The sequence below is a fragment of the Streptomyces sp. GD-15H genome (assembly GCF_045291515.1).
GTDB lineage: Bacteria > Actinomycetota > Actinomycetes > Streptomycetales > Streptomycetaceae > Streptomyces.
This window is the reverse complement of sequence record NZ_CP149447.1, coordinates 804568-824161: the sequence shown is the minus strand read 5'-3', so window position 1 is coordinate 824161 and position 19594 is coordinate 804568. Positions and strand designations below refer to the sequence as shown.

General features: G+C 68.8%; 20 protein-coding genes and 3 pseudogenes. 8 read left to right on the top strand and 15 right to left on the bottom strand.

What is annotated here, in order from left to right:
- The first annotated feature begins 18 nt into the window (after positions 1 to 18).
- From WJ438_RS04055 to WJ438_RS04040, 4 genes and pseudogenes are all read left to right on the top strand, one after another.
- The gene (locus tag WJ438_RS04055; RefSeq protein WP_406723982.1) at positions 19 to 804 is read left to right on the top strand and encodes an enoyl-CoA hydratase/isomerase family protein; all 786 of its coding nucleotides are present in this window, start codon (positions 19 to 21) and stop codon (positions 802 to 804) included.
- A 127-nt stretch (positions 805 to 931) separates the two neighbouring features.
- Positions 932 to 2215, top strand: a pseudogene (locus WJ438_RS04050) (aldehyde dehydrogenase family protein); the annotation flags it as partial.
- 23 nt (positions 2216 to 2238) lie between these two features.
- Positions 2239 to 2436 (top strand): aldehyde dehydrogenase family protein, encoded by a 198-nt coding sequence (locus WJ438_RS04045; RefSeq protein WP_406729583.1) that lies wholly within the window; start codon positions 2239 to 2241, stop codon positions 2434 to 2436.
- A gap of 37 nt (positions 2437 to 2473) precedes the next feature.
- Positions 2474 to 3229, top strand: coding sequence for an SDR family oxidoreductase (locus tag WJ438_RS04040; RefSeq protein ID WP_406723981.1), 756 nt, complete (start codon positions 2474 to 2476; stop codon positions 3227 to 3229).
- A 341-nt stretch (positions 3230 to 3570) separates the two neighbouring features.
- On the opposite strand, the gene WJ438_RS04035 is transcribed toward WJ438_RS04040, so the two are convergent.
- From WJ438_RS04035 to WJ438_RS03975, 13 genes and pseudogenes are all read right to left on the bottom strand, one after another.
- A complete protein-coding gene (locus WJ438_RS04035; protein ID WP_406723980.1) occupies positions 3571 to 4167 on the bottom strand; it encodes a transposase in 597 nt (198 codons plus the stop codon).
- A 112-nt stretch (positions 4168 to 4279) separates the two neighbouring features.
- Positions 4280 to 4603: pseudogene (locus WJ438_RS04030) on the bottom strand (helix-turn-helix domain-containing protein); the annotation flags it as partial.
- A 633-nt stretch (positions 4604 to 5236) separates the two neighbouring features.
- Positions 5237 to 5455: a VOC family protein gene (locus WJ438_RS04025; protein WP_406729582.1), complete on the bottom strand. Its 219-nt coding sequence runs from the start codon at positions 5453 to 5455 to the stop codon at positions 5237 to 5239.
- 246 nt (positions 5456 to 5701) lie between these two features.
- Positions 5702 to 6385: a hypothetical protein gene (locus WJ438_RS04020; RefSeq protein ID WP_406723979.1), complete on the bottom strand. Its 684-nt coding sequence runs from the start codon at positions 6383 to 6385 to the stop codon at positions 5702 to 5704.
- Positions 6386 to 6464: 79 nt separating this feature from the next.
- A complete protein-coding gene (locus tag WJ438_RS04015; RefSeq protein WP_406729581.1) occupies positions 6465 to 6914 on the bottom strand; it encodes a hypothetical protein in 450 nt (149 codons plus the stop codon).
- Positions 6915 to 6997: 83 nt separating this feature from the next.
- Positions 6998 to 8719: a relaxase/mobilization nuclease domain-containing protein gene (locus WJ438_RS04010; protein ID WP_406723978.1), complete on the bottom strand. Its 1722-nt coding sequence runs from the start codon at positions 8717 to 8719 to the stop codon at positions 6998 to 7000.
- Positions 8716 to 9342, bottom strand: a complete 627-nt coding sequence (locus tag WJ438_RS04005; RefSeq protein ID WP_406723977.1) for a plasmid mobilization protein — start codon at positions 9340 to 9342, stop codon at positions 8716 to 8718. The genes WJ438_RS04010 and WJ438_RS04005 overlap by 4 nt, the downstream gene beginning before the upstream one ends.
- Positions 9339 to 9575 (bottom strand): hypothetical protein, encoded by a 237-nt coding sequence (locus WJ438_RS04000; RefSeq protein WP_406723976.1) that lies wholly within the window; start codon positions 9573 to 9575, stop codon positions 9339 to 9341. Before WJ438_RS04000 ends, WJ438_RS04005 begins: the two co-directional genes overlap by 4 nt.
- Positions 9576 to 9659: 84 nt before the next feature.
- Positions 9660 to 9851, bottom strand: coding sequence for a hypothetical protein (locus WJ438_RS03995; protein ID WP_406723975.1), 192 nt, complete (start codon positions 9849 to 9851; stop codon positions 9660 to 9662).
- Positions 9848 to 11400 (bottom strand): annotated as a pseudogene (locus WJ438_RS03990) (hypothetical protein). The gene WJ438_RS03995 and the pseudogene WJ438_RS03990 overlap by 4 nt, the downstream one beginning before the upstream one ends.
- Complete coding sequence (locus WJ438_RS03985; RefSeq protein ID WP_406723974.1) at positions 11397 to 12038, bottom strand: WhiB family transcriptional regulator; 642 nt, start codon at positions 12036 to 12038, stop codon at positions 11397 to 11399. Before WJ438_RS03985 ends, WJ438_RS03990 begins: the two are co-directional and overlap by 4 nt.
- A 156-nt stretch (positions 12039 to 12194) precedes the next feature.
- Positions 12195 to 12905: a hypothetical protein gene (locus tag WJ438_RS03980; RefSeq protein ID WP_406723973.1), complete on the bottom strand. Its 711-nt coding sequence runs from the start codon at positions 12903 to 12905 to the stop codon at positions 12195 to 12197.
- A gap of 2 nt (positions 12906 to 12907) precedes the next feature.
- The gene (locus WJ438_RS03975; RefSeq protein WP_406723972.1) at positions 12908 to 13807 is read right to left on the bottom strand and encodes a helix-turn-helix domain-containing protein; all 900 of its coding nucleotides are present in this window, start codon (positions 13805 to 13807) and stop codon (positions 12908 to 12910) included.
- 672 nt (positions 13808 to 14479) lie between these two features.
- Here WJ438_RS03975 and WJ438_RS03970 point away from each other — a divergent pair.
- From WJ438_RS03970 to WJ438_RS03955, 4 genes are all read left to right on the top strand, one after another.
- Positions 14480 to 14926 carry an XRE family transcriptional regulator gene (locus WJ438_RS03970; RefSeq protein WP_406723971.1) on the top strand — a complete coding sequence of 149 codons (447 nt, stop codon included), beginning with the start codon at positions 14480 to 14482 and terminating at the stop codon, positions 14924 to 14926.
- A 250-nt stretch (positions 14927 to 15176) separates the two neighbouring features.
- Positions 15177 to 15671 (top strand): hypothetical protein, encoded by a 495-nt coding sequence (locus WJ438_RS03965; protein WP_406723970.1) that lies wholly within the window; start codon positions 15177 to 15179, stop codon positions 15669 to 15671.
- On the top strand, positions 15668 to 16861 hold the full coding sequence (locus tag WJ438_RS03960) for an MAB_1171c family putative transporter (RefSeq protein ID WP_406723969.1): 1194 nt from the start codon (positions 15668 to 15670) through the stop codon (positions 16859 to 16861). Before WJ438_RS03965 ends, WJ438_RS03960 begins: the two co-directional genes overlap by 4 nt.
- Positions 16858 to 17481, top strand: coding sequence for a hypothetical protein (locus WJ438_RS03955; RefSeq protein ID WP_406723968.1), 624 nt, complete (start codon positions 16858 to 16860; stop codon positions 17479 to 17481). Before WJ438_RS03960 ends, WJ438_RS03955 begins: the two co-directional genes overlap by 4 nt.
- 5 nt (positions 17482 to 17486) lie before the next feature.
- Here WJ438_RS03955 and WJ438_RS03950 read toward each other — a convergent pair whose 3' ends face one another.
- Positions 17487 to 18701, bottom strand: a complete 1215-nt coding sequence (locus WJ438_RS03950) for a bifunctional class I SAM-dependent methyltransferase/NUDIX hydrolase (protein ID WP_406723967.1) — start codon at positions 18699 to 18701, stop codon at positions 17487 to 17489.
- Between the two features lie 27 nt (positions 18702 to 18728).
- On the bottom strand, positions 18729 to 19556 hold the full coding sequence (locus tag WJ438_RS03945) for an NUDIX domain-containing protein (RefSeq protein WP_406723966.1): 828 nt from the start codon (positions 19554 to 19556) through the stop codon (positions 18729 to 18731).
- Positions 19557 to 19594: the final 38 nt, after the last annotated feature.

Here is a 19594-nt window from a genome sequence, read left to right as displayed (position 1 = left end):
TCGATTGAGAGGCTATGGATGTCGACAAAACTCAGCGATTACGCAACCCGCTTCACCAACGTTGCCCTCGAGCGCCGCGACGGCATCCTCCTGGTCCGGTTGCACACGGACGAGGATTCCCTCGTGTGGGGTGAGGCTCCGCACCGCGAGCTACCCGAGCTCTTCAGAGCGATCGGCGACGACCCCGAGAACCGAGTCCTCATCTTGACCGGTACCGGACAGGAGTTCATGACGCGAATCGATCGCGAGTCCTGGGGCCCGGAGCGTGAGGGTGCCGACATTCGGGATGCGATGATGCGCCGGGGCAAGGCCCTCCTGGATGCGCTGATGGCGCTTCCGACCCCGGTGATCGGCGTGGTCAACGGACCCGCCCGCTATCACGCTGAGCTTCCGCTGCTCAGCGACATCGTCCTTGCAGCGGAAACCACGGTGTTCCAGGACACCGCCCACTTCCACACCGGCGGCGTACCTGGCGACGGCGTCAACATCTTGTGGTCGATGTGGCTGGGTGTGAATCGCGGCCGCCACTTCCTCTTGTCAGGGCGCGAGATCTCGGCCTCCGAGGCCCTCGATCTCGGTCTCGTCGCCGAGGTCCTGCCACTGGAGAAGCTCATGGAGCGGGCCTGGGAGATCGCTTATGAACTCATCCGCCGGCCCCGGCTGACCTTGCGGTATACGCGTGCCGCTTTGACGCTGGAAATCAGGCGCCACCTGGACATTGCACTGGACGCGGGTCTCGCGCTCCAGTTCCTTGCTCGGGCATATCCTCCCGGGAAGATGTACCCCTGGGTTGATCACGACTAGGACAAGCTCCGGACCTGCTTCGGCAACACCACCGCCCGACAGTTCCCCGTCCGGTTGCCCCGCGGCGGGTCGTGACGAGAAGGTTTCACTGTCCATCTATTCGGCAGAGCTCGAAGGAGAAAATGCAATGACAGTTGCCGCCGTGGGCGCTTCGATCGATCAGAGGCTGCTCGACAATTACATCGACGGGGCGTTCGTGCAGGGCAGCGGGGACGGGTTCGTCGAGGTGGTCAACCCGGCGACCGCCCAGGTCGTGGTACGGGTTCCGCGATGCGCGCCGTCAGACGCCGACCGGGCGATCACAGCGGCACGCCGGGCCTTCGACGAAGGGCCGTGGCCACGGCTGCCTCGTAAGGAGCGGGCAAGAATCCTTCGAGGATTTGCCGAGGCATTGGACCGGCACGCGGCCGATATCGGTGAACTGGTCGTGACCCAGGGCGGCTGCACGGTGGCGCAGACCGAGAACATGCAGGTCGCCTTTCCCATCAAGGCGATGTACGAGTACGCCGAACTCGCGGGCCGCGACCCGGTTGAGTGGGTCGATATTGCCGGTGGTGCGTTCGAAGGCTCCGTTCCCGGTGTAGGGCATACCGTCGTGATCCGCGAGCCGGTGGGGGTCGTAGCGGCCATCACGCCGTTCAACTATCCCTTCATGCTCAACGTCCACAAGGTTGGTGCGGCGCTGGCGGCCGGCTGCACCGTCGTGCTCAAACCGACCGAGTACACCTGCCTCGACGCGGCGCTGATCGCCCGGATCATTGACGAAGAGACCGAGATACCGGCCGGCGTCGTCAACGTTCTCGTGGGAGCCACCGGTGACGTCGGGGCGATGCTGACCTCGGACCCCCGCGTCGACCACGTCAGTTTTACGGGAAGCACGGCGACGGGCCGCGCCGTGATGGCAAGCGCGGCAAGCACACTGAAATCGGTGACGCTCGAACTCGGCGGGAAGAACGCGAACATCATCTTCGCCGACGCTGATCTGGACGCCGCCCTCGCCGGTGATTGCGGACTGGTGATCCGGCACGCGGGCCAGGGCTGTGCCGCCCTCAGCAGGGTCCTCGTCGAGGAAAGCATTAAGGATGAGGTTGTCGCCCGTATGAAGGCCCGCGCGGAGTCCGTCATCGTGGGGGACCCGACGGATCACGCAACCGAAATGGGGCCACTCGTGAGTCGGGCCCAATGGGAGCGCGTCCGGGGCTATATCGCTTCGGGTGTCGAAGAGGGCGCAACCCTCGTTTCGGGCGGAGGGGTTCCGAGCCACTGCGAGGCCGGCGACTTCCTCGAACCGACGATCTTCTCCGATGTGACGCCGTCCATGCGGATCGCCCGTGAAGAGATCTTCGGACCGGTCGTCGTCGTGCAGACCTTCAAGAACGAGGACGAGGCCGTCCGCCTGGCGAACGACACCGATTACGGTCTCGTCGGCTCTGTCTGGAGCGGCGAGTTGTCGCGAGCGCTCCGAGTCGCCTGGCGCTCCGCGCCGGAACCATCAATGCCAACGGCCCTGGCAGCGGCACGCCGAGCGCGCCGTATGGCGGCTACAAGCAGAGCGGGCTAGGACGCGAGTTCGGTGTCAGTGGTGTTCTCGAATACACCGAAGTCAAGACGCTCAAGTACTCATCGAAGTGATTCGACCCGGAGTTGCGCACAACAGGAGGAAATGCACATGAGGCTTCAGAACAAGGTTGCGATCGTCACGGGGAGCGCGCAGGGAATTGGTCAGCGCTACGCGGAGATGCTGGCTCACGAGGGCGCAAAGGTGGTCCTGGCTGACATCCAGGGGGATCTCGTGGCTGCCAATGCGGAGAAGATCCGCGGCACCGGGGCGGAGGCGATCTCGGTTGCCGTCGACCTCACCGATCCCACCGCCGTCCAAGAGATGGTCGACACCACGGTGAGCACCTTCGGGCGGATTGACATCCTGGTCAACAACGCAGCTCTCTACGCCGGATACGTCCACTACTCGATGACCGAACTCCCCGTGGACTACTGGAAGAAATTCGTGGACGTGAACGTCACGAGTGTTCTCCTGACGACGCAGGCGGTCGCCCGCGTCATGATCGGTCAAGGTCGGGGCAAGATCATCAATCAGTCGTCGACAGCCGGCGCCCTTTCGTCGAACGTCTACGGTCTGACGAAGCTTGCGGTTCAGGGTTTGACAGTGGCCTTTGCGCGAGAACTGTCGCCGCAGGGCATCAACGTGAACTGCATCGGCCCGGGGATCACCGACACCCAGGCCACCCGCGATCACTACCCGGGCGAAAAGCTGAACGAGTTCGTCGACAATCTGCACCTCATCAAGCGAATCGCCACCCCGGACGATCACGGCTGGGCGCTTATCTATCTCGCCTCCGACGAGTCCGACATGGTGACCGGCCAGATCCTCAGGACCGACGCGGGCGCATTCCTGCTGCCCGTATAGCGATCCTTCCCGGCACGGCGCGGCAGGGACGTTGCAAGGTCGCGGATCGGGTGAGAGCGCCCGGTAATGGGCCGTCATGCTCATGTTGTGATGGCCCGAAGGCAAGTGCAGGCACGGCTTCCTTGATCATGTGAGTGTCGAATTCACGTGACCACATCCGAAGACCGTGCCTGCTGTCTCATCTTCTCCTATGCCGTCGGGCCTGGAGCAACTGGCCCGTATCCTGTCGCCACAGCCGCTACCCGACGCGGTGTGCCTGGCCCGGTTTCTCGCGGGCCTGCCGATCCGCGTGACCGCCGTGCCCGGCGTTCCCCGCTCGTGGCGCTTCTGAGCTTTGCGCTTCAAGGTGGGGTCTGTAAGGGCGTCAGGACCAGTCCGGTCCCGGCGACGAAGCCGTCGAGGAGTGCTGGGCGGTACTGCATGCGTTTGAGCCGGGTCCGGGTGTGCGCGGCAAGCTGATCGGTGCTGCAGGACGCCAGGTTGGCCAGGGACTTCTTCAGGTGCGCCCACACGCCTTCGGCCGGATTGAGGTCCGGGGCGTACGACGGGAGGCGGAAGACCGTCAGCCACCGACGCCCCTCGAGCAGTTCGCGCATGGCATGGTCGGTGTGCTGGGTGGAGTTGTCCCACACCAGGACGACCGGCCGACGGCCGAGCTGCTGGTGGGCGGCGTCCAGCAGGGCAGCGAGGTCCGGTTCCCTGAAGCCGGTCTTCTCGCCCCTGCGGTGGGGATGGCGGACCAGCATGCGATAGACCAGCCGGGTACGCGCGGCCGGGCGGCAGCACACCACGGCGGCCAGGGAGATGCGGCCGGAGCCCTTGCCGCTCACCCGCACCACCGGGGTGATTCCGCGCCGGGACCAGGTCCTGGCCTTGGGCGGACGCAGGCCCTGCCCGGCCTCGTCGGCGAAGCACAGCCAAGCGCCCTGGTCCCTCACCGTCGTTCCACGCGCGGCCACACTCCCCCGCAAGCGGGGGCACCCCCACCCGCACCCAGGTGGCCACCGCCTCCTCGTCCCGCTCGGCGGCCCGGTGCGCCGGCATGCGCACCGTCCAGCCCATCTGGTGCAAGATCCTCGAGGTCTGCGCGACGCTCAGCGAGACGTGGAAACGCCTGCCCAGGACCGTGGCCACCCGCGCCAGCGTCCACCGCTGGTCCTCCACCCAGCCGTGCGCCGCCGGCCCCCGTTCCAGCTCTGCCGCCAGCCACGCCCGCCACTCCGGCCTGATCCGGCTCGGCCGGCCGCTGGGCCCCTTGGAGCGCAAGGCCTCCACGCCCCCTGTCTCCCAGCGGGCGTGCCAGGCGTAGGCCGACTTGCGCGACACCCTCAGTCGCCCGGCCGCCTCCGGCGGCCGCACCCCTTGCTCGAACATCTCGGCGGCCTCGAACCGCACCCGCTCCCGCCGGTCCCGCTCGGCCGGACTCTGGCCGCCGCTATCGGGATACCTCATACCACCGGCCTACACCCATCAAGGACAACCGGCACCTTGAAGCGCAAAGCTCAGAAGTGACGGCCGCCGCGGCGAGTGTGCTGGCCGGTCCGAGAGCCCTGACGGCGATCGCCGAGTGGATCGCGGACGCGCCCCCACTGGGTTCTTTTGGCCCTCGGCTTCACGTTCGACCCTTTCAGCAAGGCGGTCACGCGGTCACGGTGCCGCATCCCACCACGGTGATGCGGTTGCTCGGCCGTCGCGACGGTGACCTCTTCGACGCCGCGGTGAGCTCGTTTCTGCAGGCCAGAGCAGCTCGCGATGGACCACGCCGAGACGTTCCTCGCACAGCGGCAGATCGACACGAAGAGCAACGAGACAGCAGGCCCAGCACCAACCGCCCGGCCCGGAAGCGGGGTTCGTTCCGGGCGAACCGGCCTGTAACCCGGCCCAGGACCACTTCGAACGCCTCCCGCCAACGCATGGAATCTATGCTGTGACCTGCGGCCACCGTCTCTTCGCAAGTCCACACAACTCACGATGATCAACGGTGACCGCACTCTTCGGTGTCGCCCGTCAGTTTCGGACGAGACGGAACGGGTGTCCTGCGGGATCCGCGAGGATGCGCCAACTCCGCTGTCCGTCACCCTCATCGAGCAGTGTGGCGCCCAGATCGAGGACGTCTTCGGAGACGCTGACCTGGACCGGCCGCGGCGGGGAGCCGACGTGGTACTCGACTTGGCCGACCCTGCGCCGAGGCTTTTGCCCGCGCTGCGGCACCCGCCTCGTCTCCATAGCCGATGGCTTGGGCATGGTCATGGTGACGACGTTCAGCCTCACCGAGCAGAGCGGTGGCTTGGAGCCTGTGGGGCACAGCTTCCGTCAGCGTGCCGTGCCGTGGATGACCGTCGTCCTCGCTCCCGACCCGCTCCACTTGTAGCAGCACCGGATTGGGCGCCGTGGAGCATCGCAGGGACCACGTGCGCGGGCGTCCCCGGCCGTGATGGCCGGGGAGCGCCGGTGTCGTCATGTGGCTGGCTGTCAGCGAGCTGCTGTGGCCTTGGCGATGTGCCGGTTCACCAGGGCCGGCGAGCCGGAGATGATCAGCAGCACGCTGCCGTCGCGGACCGCGGTCTGCTTCATCGCGGTGTCGTGCCCGCCTGCGGAGAAGGTCAGCAACTGGCTCCACCCCTCGTCACCGAGTTGGGGCGCGGTCATTTTCTGCGTGGCCATGTCGATCGCCGTGCCGCCGACGAGGACCTGGTACTCCGGGCACCCGGTCATGGCGTCGAAGATCTGGCCGGTGCCGCCGGACAGCTTGCCGACGGTGTCGCTGCACAGCTCTTCGAAGACCTCCGAGTTGCTGCCGCCGCTGTAGGTGAAGGTAGCCTTCGCCTGGCGGGGGAAATCGAGCGAGTCTCCCGTGGCTCCGGCGCCGCCGAGGTCGTTGAGGGCGGGGCAGCCGAGGACGGTGACGTCGTCGTGCTGGGCGGGGCGTTCGGGCTTGCGGGTGTAGCCGCTGCCGAGGTCGCTCACGTCGAGCAGGCGCTCCTCCAGTGCGGCCGAGGGCAGTGGAGCATCGTTCTGGTCGGCGGTGGCTGGCTTCCCGCTGCGCGTGGAGGATGGGGAGGCGGACTTCGCCTCGGTGGTGTCGGTGGAGCAGGCGGGCAGGGTGAGGACGGTGACGGCTGTGAGGCCGAGTGCGGTGGCGACGCGAACGCGCATGGTGGAACGGACCCCTTGGTGCTGGGTGACGGGTGGTCAGTAAGGGCCCGTGGGCCCGGTGGGGTCGTAGGAGTGGAGGTCAGTGGCCGAGGTGCCGCAGGCAGTCCTCGAACGTTGCGTGTGTCGCGTCCGCAGGGCCGGCGTGCCGGTTGTACCAGGCGGTGTCGAGACGCGTCTCGTGCTGCTGGTGGCCGGCCCGGCAGCGCAGCCAGATCTGGTCCCGGGTGGAGAGGACGAGCCAGTCCCGGTACGCGCCGCACTCGGTACAGGCGACCATCTCGCCGTCGAGGACGATCGGCTGCTTCCAGGGCATCATCCGGCCGTCGAGCTGGTCGTGGCTCGGTACGCGCAGCTCCGGCGGGAGGAAGTCGTCCACCAGCGCGACCGGTTCGGCGGGCTGTAGTTCAGCCCTCATCCGCTCGACCTCCGGCGGCACCTGGCCCTCCAGCCGCGCCCACAGCTCGAAGTGCCGACGCTGCATCTCGCTGGGCTCCGCCGCGTCGCGGCGGCGGCGTATCCGTTGGAACACCCTGACGTTCTCCCTCGTCTCGTCCTGCACGCGTCATGATCATGCCCTGGGCCCCAACCTGCTTCAATTCACAAACTCCACAGTCACGCCCGTCTGTTCCGAGACCCGGACCGCTGCGGTGCCTGCCAGCCCGTACGGCGTGCGGCCTGGCCCGCCCTGGGGGCGTTGCCGACCATGTCGCTGGTATCGGCGGGCAGATCCGCGGTCCGGCGCAGTCGCCACACCAGGACGTCGCTGACGGACTCGGCCGTGTCGAGTTCCCGTCGCCCGACAGCGTCGGTAAGCAGGGCAGCGGGATCGTGGCCGGCGGCTTCGGCGTCGGCGAGGGTGGCGGCGAGCGCGTACCAGCCGGGCTCGGCGAGGATCTGCTCCGCCAGTTCCGGCAGCGCCTCGCGCAGTGCCCTTGTCTGCCGCTGGAGGAGGGAGCGGCCCAGGCGTCGGCCGCGATGATGGAGGGCGCCGAGCGGCTGGGCGGCGGCCACCTGGTAGGCGGCGCGCAGATGTGCGGCGGCCCGGCGCGCGGCGGCGGCCTGCTGGGCGTGGCCCTTCTTCGCATGCCAGTGGAGGGCGGTGGTGATGAGGAAGAACAGCATGTCGATCGCCATGGCAGTCGTCGCGCCGTCTTCGCCCCGGCCGAGGGCCGGGCCGCTTTGGACGAGATCGCGGGCGGCCTGCCGCAGTGCCCGGTCGTGGCCGCGCTCGGCGCGGACGTGGGAGCGGGAGGCGCGCTCGAACGCGAAGGCGGCGTCACGCAATTCGCGGCGGGTGTGCGCGGCGGACGTCTTCGCCAACGCGTCCAGGACCTCACCGGCCGAGGCGATGTGGGCGGCGACGACCGCGTCACCGCCGCGCTCGATGACGTGCACCGCCTGCCACGCCGCGGAGGCAGTACGCCGACGGGCGGCGGACGGTCCGCTCGGCGCCGTACGCACCTTCGCATCGGTCGGCACGGCGTCCTGGGCGTGGCTTTCGGCGGACCAGCGTTCTCGGATCCGGGGCAGGGACAGGTCCGGCGCGAGGCGCGCACCGGGGTAGAAAACCGGCTCGTCCTGGGCGTTACGGTCGTCGGGTAGAGCGACCTTGTAGCCGAGCAGGTCCCCGGAGGGGGCGACCCGCTTGCGGATCAGCAGGCCGGCGGCGGCCAGCCGGTCGAAGAACTCCTCCTCGCTGGTCGCGCCGGCCACCGCGCGCCGGACGGTCTCGCGCAGCTCCTCCCGTGCGGTGCGCTCGCGACCCTGGCGCTCGGCTTTGTGACGTTCGGCGCTGGTGGGTCTCTGGGCGGCGGTGCCGTCTCCCGGCGCGACCTGGTGGAGGCCGAGTTCCTTCTCGATGAGGCGGCATTCGGCCTGGGCACGCTTGCCGGAGCGGAAGTCGTCGGGGCGGCTGCCGTCCTCGCACACCAGGGTGGCGACGATGTGGATGTGATCCTCGGCGTGGCGTACGGCAGCCCACCGGCAGCCGGCCCGTCCGTCACCGGGGTCGATGCCGGTGGCGGCCACGATGCGTCGGGCGATGTCGCCCCACTCTTCATCGGTGAGGACCCGGTCGTCGGCGGTCGCGCGCACGGAGGTGTGCCAGACGTGCTTGGCAGGACGTGCGTGTTCGGGGAGAGCCTGGACGGGCTGGTCGAGGAGCTGCTGGAGGTCCTTGAGGGTGGCTTTCAGGTCGCGGCCGGGGTCGGGGGACATGCCATCGAAGGAGGCCACGAGGTGGGGGTCGGTGTGCTCCTCGTGCTTGCCCGGGCCATAGAGGTACGCGAGCAAGCCGATCGTCCGGGAGCCGGCCTTGTGGACGCTGGGGATCATGGAGCGCGCTGCTCGATCAGCCGGGCAGAGGCTTCGCGCACGCTCTCGGCGGCGCGTTGGACGGCGACGACCGCTGCTTCCAGCTGGGGTGCCTCGGCGCCGGAGTTGAGGGCCTTGACCGCCTGGTTGAGGTTGCTGCCGGCCCAGCCGAGTCTGCGGCGGCTGTCGAAGAGGGCGGTGATCACTTCGCGCTCGTCGGCGATCTCGGCGCTGGTGCGGTCGAGGTCACGGGCGGCGGCGAGCGCGGCACGGGCGAGGAACCCGGCGACGGACAGGTTACATCGAGCGGCGGCGGACTTGATCAGGGCAAACTCTTCGTCGTTGAAACGCGTGTTGGGCTGGTGCAAGCGCTTCTTCTCGCGTGGCTGACGCGGACGCTGGCGGGCGCGGGCACTGCGCTCGCAGTGGCTGCGGTGCTGCAACGGCTTCTCCTCCTGCCCCGGCTTCGATCCGCCCTCGGTCGAAGCCTCCAGGACCTGCGCCCCCCGGTGCAGGTCCTCTCCCGCCCCCTCGGGGGCGGGTTCGGCGGAAGCTACGCTTCCACCCCAACTTGCTCGCCCCGAGACCGAGTTGAGTTCCCGAGCAGGTTCCGGGGTGGTGCCGTTCTCGTTCAAATTCGTCATCGAGTGCGGGCCCTGGTGGAGCGGATACGGTGCTGGATGGTGGCGGCCAGCTCGACGACGTCGGCCGGCCCCGCGAGGACGTGGACGGGGCCGTCGGCCTCGGGTTGGACGAGCCACTGGCCGCTCGGGGCGAGGAGCGCGGCGTGCAGGAGTCGGCGGCGGACCAGGACGTCGGCCCATGCGCCGGCCTCGATGGTCGTGTGCGCGGACGAGCGTGTCGGACGGGGAATCACGGGGTGCCTCCTGGACGGGGCGGTGACCCGGCATCGAGCCGGGCCACCGCGGGCGATAGACGCAACGATCTGCGGCTTTGTGGGTCAGCCGCACTCGGGGCAGCGCCCGACGTGACTGCTGAGGGCCCTGGCCATCCGAGTCTTCGTCGAGGCGGCGTACTTCGCGCTGGACTTCGCCGACGGCCTGCCGGCATGCCGCTCGGAGTGAGCGCTCAGGAAGCCGATCTCCCGTTCGTACTCCTTGCGGAGGGACGCGAATCGCGGGCAAGTCTTCATCGGGTGCTGCTCCTTGTCCTCGTGGTGGCGTCCTCGCTCCGCAATTGCTGGAGAACGAGGCTCAGTCGGTCGTTCCGGCCGCCCTTGAGGCCTTCGCGCCGGATGATCTCCCTCAGCTGGACCCGGGTCACGGCTTCGTTGCCGTCCCGTTCGAGCAGGGCCGGTACGTGGGGGCGGACCTGCTCGACGAGGTGCTCCACGGACTGCTCCGGCTCAAGCGGCGGACGCTGCGTCTGTGGACTCCGGGACCTGCTCCGCTTGCCTACTCTGCTCTCGGCCTTCGAGCTCGGATTCCGCTTGAGGGAGACCTTGTGTCCCCAGTCCCCGGTGGTGTCGGTCCCTGTGTCGGGGGTGCTCGGTCCCCGGTCCCCGGTGGTGTCGGTCCCCGACTCGGTGCCACTCGGTCCCCGGCGCGGGTCAGGGTCCTGAGCAGGCGCTTTCGTCGCAGTGAGGTCGGTCCCCACGTAGCCGACGCGGTCCGTTTGGGACGCTGGTTCGACCGCCCCGGTCCCCGCGTCACGGTCCCCGGTTCCCAGCTCGGTCCCCGCTCCCCGGTCCCCGGCTCCGGGGACCGGTCCCCTCTTCATGTACGGTCCCCGGCCCCGGCGGGTTCGGGGGCGGTGCGGGGACCGTCGGCGGGGACCGTGGTGCTCCAGACGGTCGGTGCGGGGACCGTGACGGTCGTGGTGTCGTCGTGGTGCGGGGACCACGGGGAGGGCAGGGGGACTGTGGCGAGCGCGAGTGCGTGCCGTCGGGCGGCGAGCTGGTCGAGCAACTCGGCGCGCTGGGCAGGGTCCGTTCCGATCGAGGCCCGGCCGATCGCCTTCGACAGCCGCCGCGTGAGTCGCCGGCCACGCCAGTTCTGCTGCTGTTGGGGGGTGCGTTCGGCGAGGCGGGCGGCGAGCGCGACCGCGCGGGCGGTGGCTCGGTCGCGGGTGATCTGCGCGGCGTCGCGGTCCCGTGCGGCGATGCCGAGGCGGGACAGCATCCGCTCGCGTGCCTCACGCCCGAGGGCGGCGAGCAGGCCGTGGGAGGCGGCGCCGGGGGTGCGCAGGCGCAGTTCGATGCCCATGGCGAGGTGCCAGAGCATCGCCGCCATGATCGGGCCGACGAAGGCGCGGACCGTGCCGCCGACGGGGCCGCTCTCGGCGTAGGCGGGGATCACCTGCACGCCGGTGATGACCCAGACCAGCGTGCCCGGCAGCCCGGGCGCCCCCTGGGTGGCCAGGTTCTGCCGGGCCATCAGCGCGGTTGCGAAGAGCGCGAGTTCGGCGGCGGCGAACATCCCGGCGCGCTCGGCGGTGCCGGCCATGTCGAGGTAGTCGGCGGCGAACCGCCAGCTGGTGTCGGCGCTGTAGGCGGTGCAGCCGAGCGCGGCGAGCGCGGCCACCTTCACTGCCGGACTGCCGAGACGTTTCTGCGGACGTGCTCCCCGGCGCCGGATCGCCCAACCGGCCAGGGGCAGGGCGAGGGCGGACATGGGAATGCCGATGGCGAGGAGGAGGGACAGATCCGGGGTGGCACCGAGGGACAGGACGGGGTGGGTCATGCGGCCTTTCCGAGAGGGGCGTGCGCCGAGGTCGACGTCCCCGGAGGGGATGCCGGCTGCTTTGTTCCGGGTTTGTCGGGCGTGGGCCGACTGGTCGTCGGGGTGCTCTGGGTCCGCTTCTTCTTGCGCCTCGGCACGCCGAGGGTCCGATCACGGTCGAAGACCTTGTTGGCGGTCTGCCGCAGCAGGTCGCGGGCGTGCTTGCGGCTGATCTGCAGGGCGGCGGCGAGCCGGTCGGGGCGCCAGCCCCGGACGTAGGCGTGGTCGATGACGATCCGGCGTTCGGCTTCGGTCAGGTGCACGTCGCGTCCGTTGAAGAAGGCGATCACGCGGCCGTAGTCGAGGCGCTGGGGCAGTCCGTCGTGCCAGGGGCGCCGTTCGGCCTCGGTCAGTCCGCCCCAGATGCCCTCCTTGAGGACGTTCTCCAGGGCGTAGTTGAGGCAGTCGCGGCGGACCGGGCACAGGCCGCACAGTTCCTTCGCCTCGGCGATGGCCTCGTGGTCCCGGGGCAGCGGGAAGAAGGTGGCGTCGGCGTCCTCGGGGTCCATGCCGTGGCACATGCCGCGGGGATGCCAGCTGGTGTCGCCGATGCCGCGCAGGCCGGTGGCCGGCGCGTTGTGGGTGGTGATGTGGCGCAAGGTGGTCTCCGATGTGCTGCCGCGTCGGCCGGTCGGGGCCGGCGAAGGGGCGGACGCGGCGTCGGGTGCCGGCTGCGGCGTGGGGCGCCGCAGCCGGGGCGGGACGGTGGCGTGGCGGTGATGCGCCGGACGGGGTGCACCGACGGGGTGGGCCGGTCAGGCCATCGCGGGCTGCTGGACCTGCTCGGTCTCGTGGGCCTGTCGGGCGGCGGCGAGGTCGAGGCGGCCAGGGTGCGGGGTGGCGCGCGGGGCGTTGCTGCGTGCGTAGCCGTCGCGGTCGATCCGTCGGCGGCGGCATGGTTCGCCGACCGGGGCCTGGCACCAGTCGCATCGGACGCCGAGGGCATCGGGCTGCCCCTGGGCGACGGCCGCCTCGCGCGCCGCTCGGGCGGGCCGGTAGGGCGCGAGGGTGGCTCGGGCCTCCGGTGGTATGCAGGAGCCGACCTCCCGCAGCCGCGCCTCCAGCTTCGGGTCGATCCGGCCGCTGGTGATGGCCCGGTACTGCGCGGGCTGAGCGCTGCCGGTGGCGACGGCGCGCCGGGTGCCGACCAGCTCGGCGGCCCAGGCCGCCTGGTCGTCGGGGTCGGCGGCCGGGGTGGGGTCGGTGTGCCGGCCCAGGCGGTCGCGCCGGTAGCTCTCCCACGGGCGGGCGATGTCCGCGGGCAGGATCTGGTACGGCGAGAGGCGGATGTGCTGTCGGGCTGCGATGCGGGCGTCCCAGCCGTGCAGCGTGGCCAGGGGCACGTCGGCGAGCAGCTCGTGCCACTGGGCGAGCTGGTCGCGGGCCTCGCCTTGGTCGGTGCGGATGGTGCGGGGGTCGAGTCGGCCGATGTAGGCCAGCAGGGCGGCGATTTCGCGGCGGTCCATGGCTACTCCGCTTCGGTCGGCTCGTCGAGGGCGGCGAGCAGGGCGGCGGTGTGGGCTTCCGCACGGGTCATGCCGCCTGCGGGGGCGGGGCCGCTGCCGGGCAGGGCGTACAGGTTCGGACGGCCGAGGGTGTGTTCCCGGGCGATCCAGGAGCGCCAGTCGGCAGCCCAGGCCCCCACAGACCGGGGCTTCCAGTCGGCCCGGTGGGCACGCCACTTCGTGTCGGCCGCCCGCAGGCCGTCCTCGCCGAGGCGGGCGAGATGCCCCTGCTGGCGGGCCCAGGCTTCGGTGGCTGGGTCGACCTGCCACTCGCCGGCCGGGGTGACGGCGGCACCACCACTACTGCTGCCTTTACGGTTCACCTTCGGTTCTCTACGGTTCTGGGGGTTAGATTCCGCACCTTGCGGGGTGCGGAATCCGGCACGTCGGGGGGTCGGATTCCGTCGCGAGGGGCCGGGTTCCGCACCGGTCGGATTCCGGCGGGAGGGGGCGGATTCCGCGCCCCCCTTGGGCCAGATCCCGTGCCGTCGGAGCCGCATCTCGTCCAGCTCGGGCACCGGGTCCGACTCGGTCGGCGGCTCGACGTAGGTGTCCAGGTCCTCCCGCGTGGCTGCCGCGACCTTGGCCAGCCACGCGGCGGCGCGTGGCAGGCGGTAGGCCGTGGTGCGCTGCGGGCCCTGCAGGTGGTCCAGCGCCTTCAGCTCGCCGCTCTGGACGAGCGACGTGAGCGCGTCGCGTACCGCGGTCCGGCTCGCGTTCGTGCGCTCGACCAGGCTGGAGAGTGAGGCCCAGGCGGCGCACTGCTCGTCCGGTACGCGATCGGCGATCGACAGCAGGACCAGACGCGCGGTCCCGCGGCTAGAGCTGTGCTCCCACACCCACTCGCGGGCGTCGACGCTCATCGGCCGCTCCCGGTCGTCGGGCGGGAGTGCCGCGCCGGCCCGGCGGCCGGGACGTGTTCCCGCCGTCGGCGTGCAGCGGCGGGGAAGCGGGCGGCTGCCGGGCGGGCCAGGCCATTGGGCCTTTTGCGCAGGACGGAGCGCATGCAAGAATCTCCTTTGGTGTTGCCATGCTGAGACGCCCCCTGGAAGGGATCAGCGTGGTGATGGTGGCGATCTCCGCCCTTGCCGGGGCGGTCTGCCGTTAAGCGTCCGGCGTCCGGGAGTTGCCGCTCTCGGGCGCCGTCGCTGTTTGCGGGCCTACGTGGTCCGGAGTGTGCGCATGCCGCTGCTCCTCATGTTCGTCGCGCCGGGCGGTCTGCCCGGGGGACGACGAACATACGCACGACGCCGCGTCAAGATCCAGACTTGGTTCTTAAACTCTCTACAACTCTCTGCTTCATGTCGATTTGTCCATTAATGGGCTTACGTGCGGCCAGGTGCTCGCTTCTTGGCTGAGGTCGCCTCAAACGGGAGCTGTTCACACCTGTTGACAGTCGAGCAAGATCGTAAGTCGCAGACGGCGCCATCTGTCAACTGAAGCGGACAACTTTGTTGGCCTTGCGGGTTCGGTGTGCGCCTGAGTTGACAGGTTTGGTTTGATGGGTCCCTGTGCGTGACAGGAAGGGGGCAAGTGTGGGTGACGGGATCAGCGAGGAGGGGCGCGCTCTGGCGGAGAAGGTCGACCGGCTGTTTCGGGTGATTCACCCCGAGGGGCGGGGGCCTTACTCGCTGCGCGAAGTCGCCCGAGGTGTGGCGGACATGGGTGGCCCCAGCATGTCGGCGAGCTTCCTTCACCAGTTGCGCACGGGGCAACGGGACAACCCTGGCATCAAGTACCTGAAGGCGATTGCAGGCTTTTTTGGTGTTTCGCCAGCGTACTTCTTTGACGACGGTGAGGGGGCGCGCGCTCAGGCGGAGGTGACCCTGCTCGAGTCGATGCGCGACAACCAGGTCCGTTCTGTGGCCCTGCGTGCCTCCGGTCTTTCTCCCGAGACCCTCCGCACCGTGCAGGCGTTCATTGAGCGAGCTCGGGAGCTTGAGGGCCTCGACGAAGACGGCCAGTCGGAACGAGGCGTATGACTCTCGTCACTTGCTGCGGGAGATAGGTCCCGTAAAAATCAGGACACTTCTGTCGGGCTGTCCTGAAAATGGTGGGGCTGCCGCGAAGACTCTTTGGCCGAATCTGGATCATCACCCTCAGGTCACATAGAGTGATCGATGATGCGCCGTCAGTGCGCCTGGAGCAAGCAGAAATGAAAGACCAGGGAGGAGATCGTTGCGCTCGCAGCGGCGACTCCGGATACCGTCCTTCCGGCGGCGCCGGAAACTGGTGAAGCCGGATCCACTGTCAGGGATCGAGATTCCTTCCCCCTTCGATCTGCAGAAGTTCTGCGCCGCCGTAGCGGCGTACCGAGGTCGTCCTCTGCTTGTCGAGGAAGTCAAAGGAGTGAGCGGCGCGGGCGACGAGTTGTGCGGTCTGTGGGTGGAACTCGATACCGCGGACTGCATCTTCTTCGAGGCGTCGACCTCCCCGCTGCATCGAGACCACATCGTCCTGCACGAGATCAGTCACATGCTCCTCGGGCACAGCTCCTCGAGTGATACGAGCACGGGCGCCGACCTGGGCGAACTGTTCACCACCATCGATCCCCGCACTGTCCGCAGCGTGCTGGGACGGGCGAACTTCAGCAGTCCCCAAGAACGCGAGGCCGAACAACTCGCCACCCGAATAGCCAAATTGGCAAAACTGACACCCATTCCGAAAACTCGTGATCCCGAACTCGATCGCCTTGACGCGGCGCTGCGCGGTGACGGCAGAAGATGAACACCTTCACGTTCGTGGTCGCTGTACTCCTGTGGCTCACCGTTGCCTGGCGTGCCGTCAAGGTCTGGCGGAGGGGGCAGGACCGGTCTCTTTGGTGGGCCTTCTTCGGGCTGGCCGTCATGATGACGTTGCGCATGCCACCTGGAAGAGCACTCGACCAATGGACAGGCGTCACGGACCTCTCCTACTTGCTGAAGCACCTCATCGGAGGGGTGCTTGCATCAGCTGCTCTGCTGGCCTTCCTGCGTAAGGTCTCCGGGGCTTCGGACGGGCCGCGAACCAAGCGGCGGCGCATCATGGTCGCCTGCGCGACGGCGCTCGCCATGGCGGTTTTGTTCTTCGCGAAACTCCAGCCGTACGAGACGCCGTCGATATTTGCGGACCCCGTGGCTCGTTACGTGTTCCTCGCCTACACGCTTCTCTTCCTCGGTTACCTCACTGCCTCCCTGCTGGGAGGCGTGAGGCTCTGCTGGCGCTGGGGACGCAACGCAAGTGGTCCAGCGCTCAGTTGGGGGCTTCGAACCATCGGCGTGGGCCTGGCTGCCGGCGTCGGGTATGCCGTCGTCAGAGCGGCAACGATCACCACACGCATGCACGGTGACGGCCTCTTCCCCGGTGCCGTGGACGACTACATCAGCACCGCCCTGCTCATGGCGGCCCTCGTCCTCATCGTCGCAGGCAGCAGCCTGCCCATGCTCAGCCTGCTCCACAGTTGGCGGATCAAGCGGCACGCATTGCTGCGGCTGCGTCCCCTGTGGCGAGACCTCACACAGGTCACGCCCTCCGTACGCCTTCACGCTCCACGCAGCGCGGTGACCGAACGCCTCAACCCGCTCAATGTGCACGACCGTTTGTACCGTCGAGGCGTCGAGATCCGTGATGCTGCCCTGGCCCTCAACAACTACGCGTCACCCGCGCTCCGGAAACGGGCCCAGCAGCACGCCGAGGCCCGCGGACTCTTCGGTACCCAGGCCGCTATCGCGGCCGAAGCCTGCTGGCTCGCGACCGCACGCCGCGCCAAGTTCCGGGGCGCAGCGCCCGGTTCCAGCGTCGAGCACCGTCCCGCGGGTGGCGGTCGGGACCTGAACAGTGAGATCTCCGCGCTCACCCAGCTGTCCGACGCCTACCACTCCGACCTCGTCCGAGACTTCACGGACTCTGAAGACCGCCTGATGGAGCCACTGGCATGAGCACCTTCGTTGCACCCCCCACCCCCACCTACGCCGAAGCCACCCCGCGCGTGAAAACGGCGAAGGTCCTCACCGACGTCTTCGCACCGGCCAACCTGGTCATCGCGCTGCTCCTGCTGATCGGCTGGCACAGCACCAGCAGTTTCAGCGGAGTCGGATGGGGCCTGTTCGCGGCCATGTTCTGCGGCATCGTCCCCATGGGGATCATCCACTTCGGCGTCCGTCGCGGGAAGCTCACCGACAAGCACATCCGCGTACGCAGGCAGCGCATCGCCCCCCTCATGGCCACCCTGGCCTCCGTGGTGACCGGCATCGTGCTCCTGAACGTCCTGGGCGCGCCGCGGGAGGTCTTCGCGCTCGTCATCGCCATGCTCGTCGGCCTGGCCAGCGCACTGGCGGTGACGGTGTGGTGGCAGATATCCGTGCACAACGCCGTGGCCGGCGGCGCCGTGATGATCCTCGTCCTGGTCTTCGGCCAGGCGCTGGTCCTTCCCGCGGTCCTTTTCGTCGTGGCCATGGGGTGGTCCCGTCGCGTCCTGAAGGCACACACCCTGGCTCAGCTCGTCTGCGGCACCGCGTTGGGCTCCACCGCTGCCCTGGTGTTCACGCTTCTGCGGTAGCAGCTTTAGGCGGGCGGTCGGGTTCGCTTCCGAAGGCCGTGGGGGGCTCCGTCGCCGACTGCGTACGGGGTGAACTGAGCGGGGGTGTGGTCGATGGGCAGGTCGGGTTGCCAGGCGGTGAGGATCTGAGCACTGCACACGAACAAACCGTCGGGAAGCTGATCGAGTGGGTACCAGTCCCAGTCGCCGACGCTCTCGTTCGGCTGCGTGGTCGGCTGTCCGTGCCAGGCATGCACGAGGGCACCGATGGTGACCCGCAGGACGCCTTCGACGTGGTCGACGAGCGTGCCCAGGAGCGTGACGGCGCTGGTGTGAGTGGTGAGACCGGTCTCCTCGCCGAGTTCGCGCACCACTGCGGCATCGAAGGACTCACCGGCCTCGACGGTTCCACCGGGCAGTTCGAGGGTGCCACGCTTATGGCGGCCCAGCAGGAGGCCCTGCTTGCTGACGAGGATGGCTCCGACGCCGACAGCCGCGTGCGGCACTGGCGGCCTGCTGCTGCGGGGGCGGCTGGAGACCATTGGTGGCCGGTCGGGCAGGCGGCGGGCACGGATGAGCTGCTGGATGACCGCGGCGTTTTCGTCCGGGTGGTGCAGCAGGTTAGTGGTCTCGACACGGAAGCCGTACTCGGTGAGTAGGTCCTCCCACAGTTGCGGTGCCAGAACCCACATCTGGGTGGCCAGCGGTGGATCGTCGCGTAGCAGGATCATTTGCTCGCGCGGTGTCACCTGCGTGGACGGGCCGAGGCCGTTCAGGTCGGTGTGCAGGAGCGAGAGGATCAGCGGTGCGTCGGGACGCAGTCCGTCGCGCAGGGCTGGCAGCGCCCGGTGTGGGTCGATGAAGGCCAGTGTGCCGATGGCGTACGCGGCGTCGAACGGCTCGACTTCGGCGAGGTATTCGGCCACATCTCCTTGTGTGAACTCCACGCCTGGGGTATCGGCGTGGGTGGAGGTGGCGCGTTCGTGCTGGGTCGGGGATAGTTCAATTCCGGTGACGCGAGCGCCGTGGGTGCGCGCGAGGTGGACGGCGTGATGGCCTGCCCCGGACCCGATGTCCAGGACGCGGCGGCCGGTGATGTCGCCAAGGATTTCAGCACCTGGCCCGATCCCCTCCCATGGCGTCCAGGACATTCGGTCGGGAATGGGCGGCGTGTAGGAACGCGCGAGTTGGCGCTGGCCGTAGATCTTCCAGGCTCGAGTGTTGATGTCCTCGACGGGCACGGTGCCTCCTCGGTGGGCGGTATGCGGTCAGGTGTGCGTGATGAGGTAGGCGGGGCCTTCGCCGGTTCGGGCACGTTCGACGGCGTTGAGACGGGAGAAGTCACGGGGCGCCATCAACTCCTGCCAGCCAGCCATGTCGTGCACGGCCCACATGTCGTGTTCTGCGGGATCGAGGCGGATCTGTGCTAGCTGGTCTCTGGTCAGTTGGCCGCCGTCGAAGATGAGCCCCACTTTGTTCAGCGGCATGCGCGGCCCGGCGTGCAGAAAGTGCGTGAGTAACAATTTCGGTGCCGTCAGCCCGAGTTCGAGACCGGTCTCTTCGAGTCCTTCGCGCCGGGCGGTCTGGAGCGGGTCCTCTCCCTGTGCGTCGAGGTTGCCGCCCGGGAATTGCCAGAGCCGGGAGCCGTAGACCGAGCGCAGCTGTACTGGTCGGTCGTCCTCGTCGCGGACGTACAGGCAGCCGTACACGGTGTGGTGGGGAACGGTCTGTGCGTACTGCGTGGGTGTCATCGGCATGGGGCGGCCCGGCCGGGCGGGGCGGTGGTCGAATTCGAAGGCGAGAGCGCCGAGAGCTTCCTTGGCCGGCGGGTAGATGCTCCGGAGGTTGGCGAGCAGTTCCCCGAGCGGTCCGTCCGGGTCGATGCGCGCGGGGTCCTCCGAGCTGAGCAGATCCTCGAAGGAGGCGTAGCGGGTGATCCGCTGCACGATGACGTCGAGTTCCCGGTCACTGTCCCGGTCGTGGAAGACGACCAGGTCGCCGGCTGCGATGGCGCGCTTCTGCGGGGTGGCCACCCTGACCTCGATCGTCTTACGGCCTGCCTCCACTTGGCGGTAGTACCTCGGGAGCAGACGCATGTGGTGCTCATGCCGTTCACCTCCTGTCGCCGGACCAG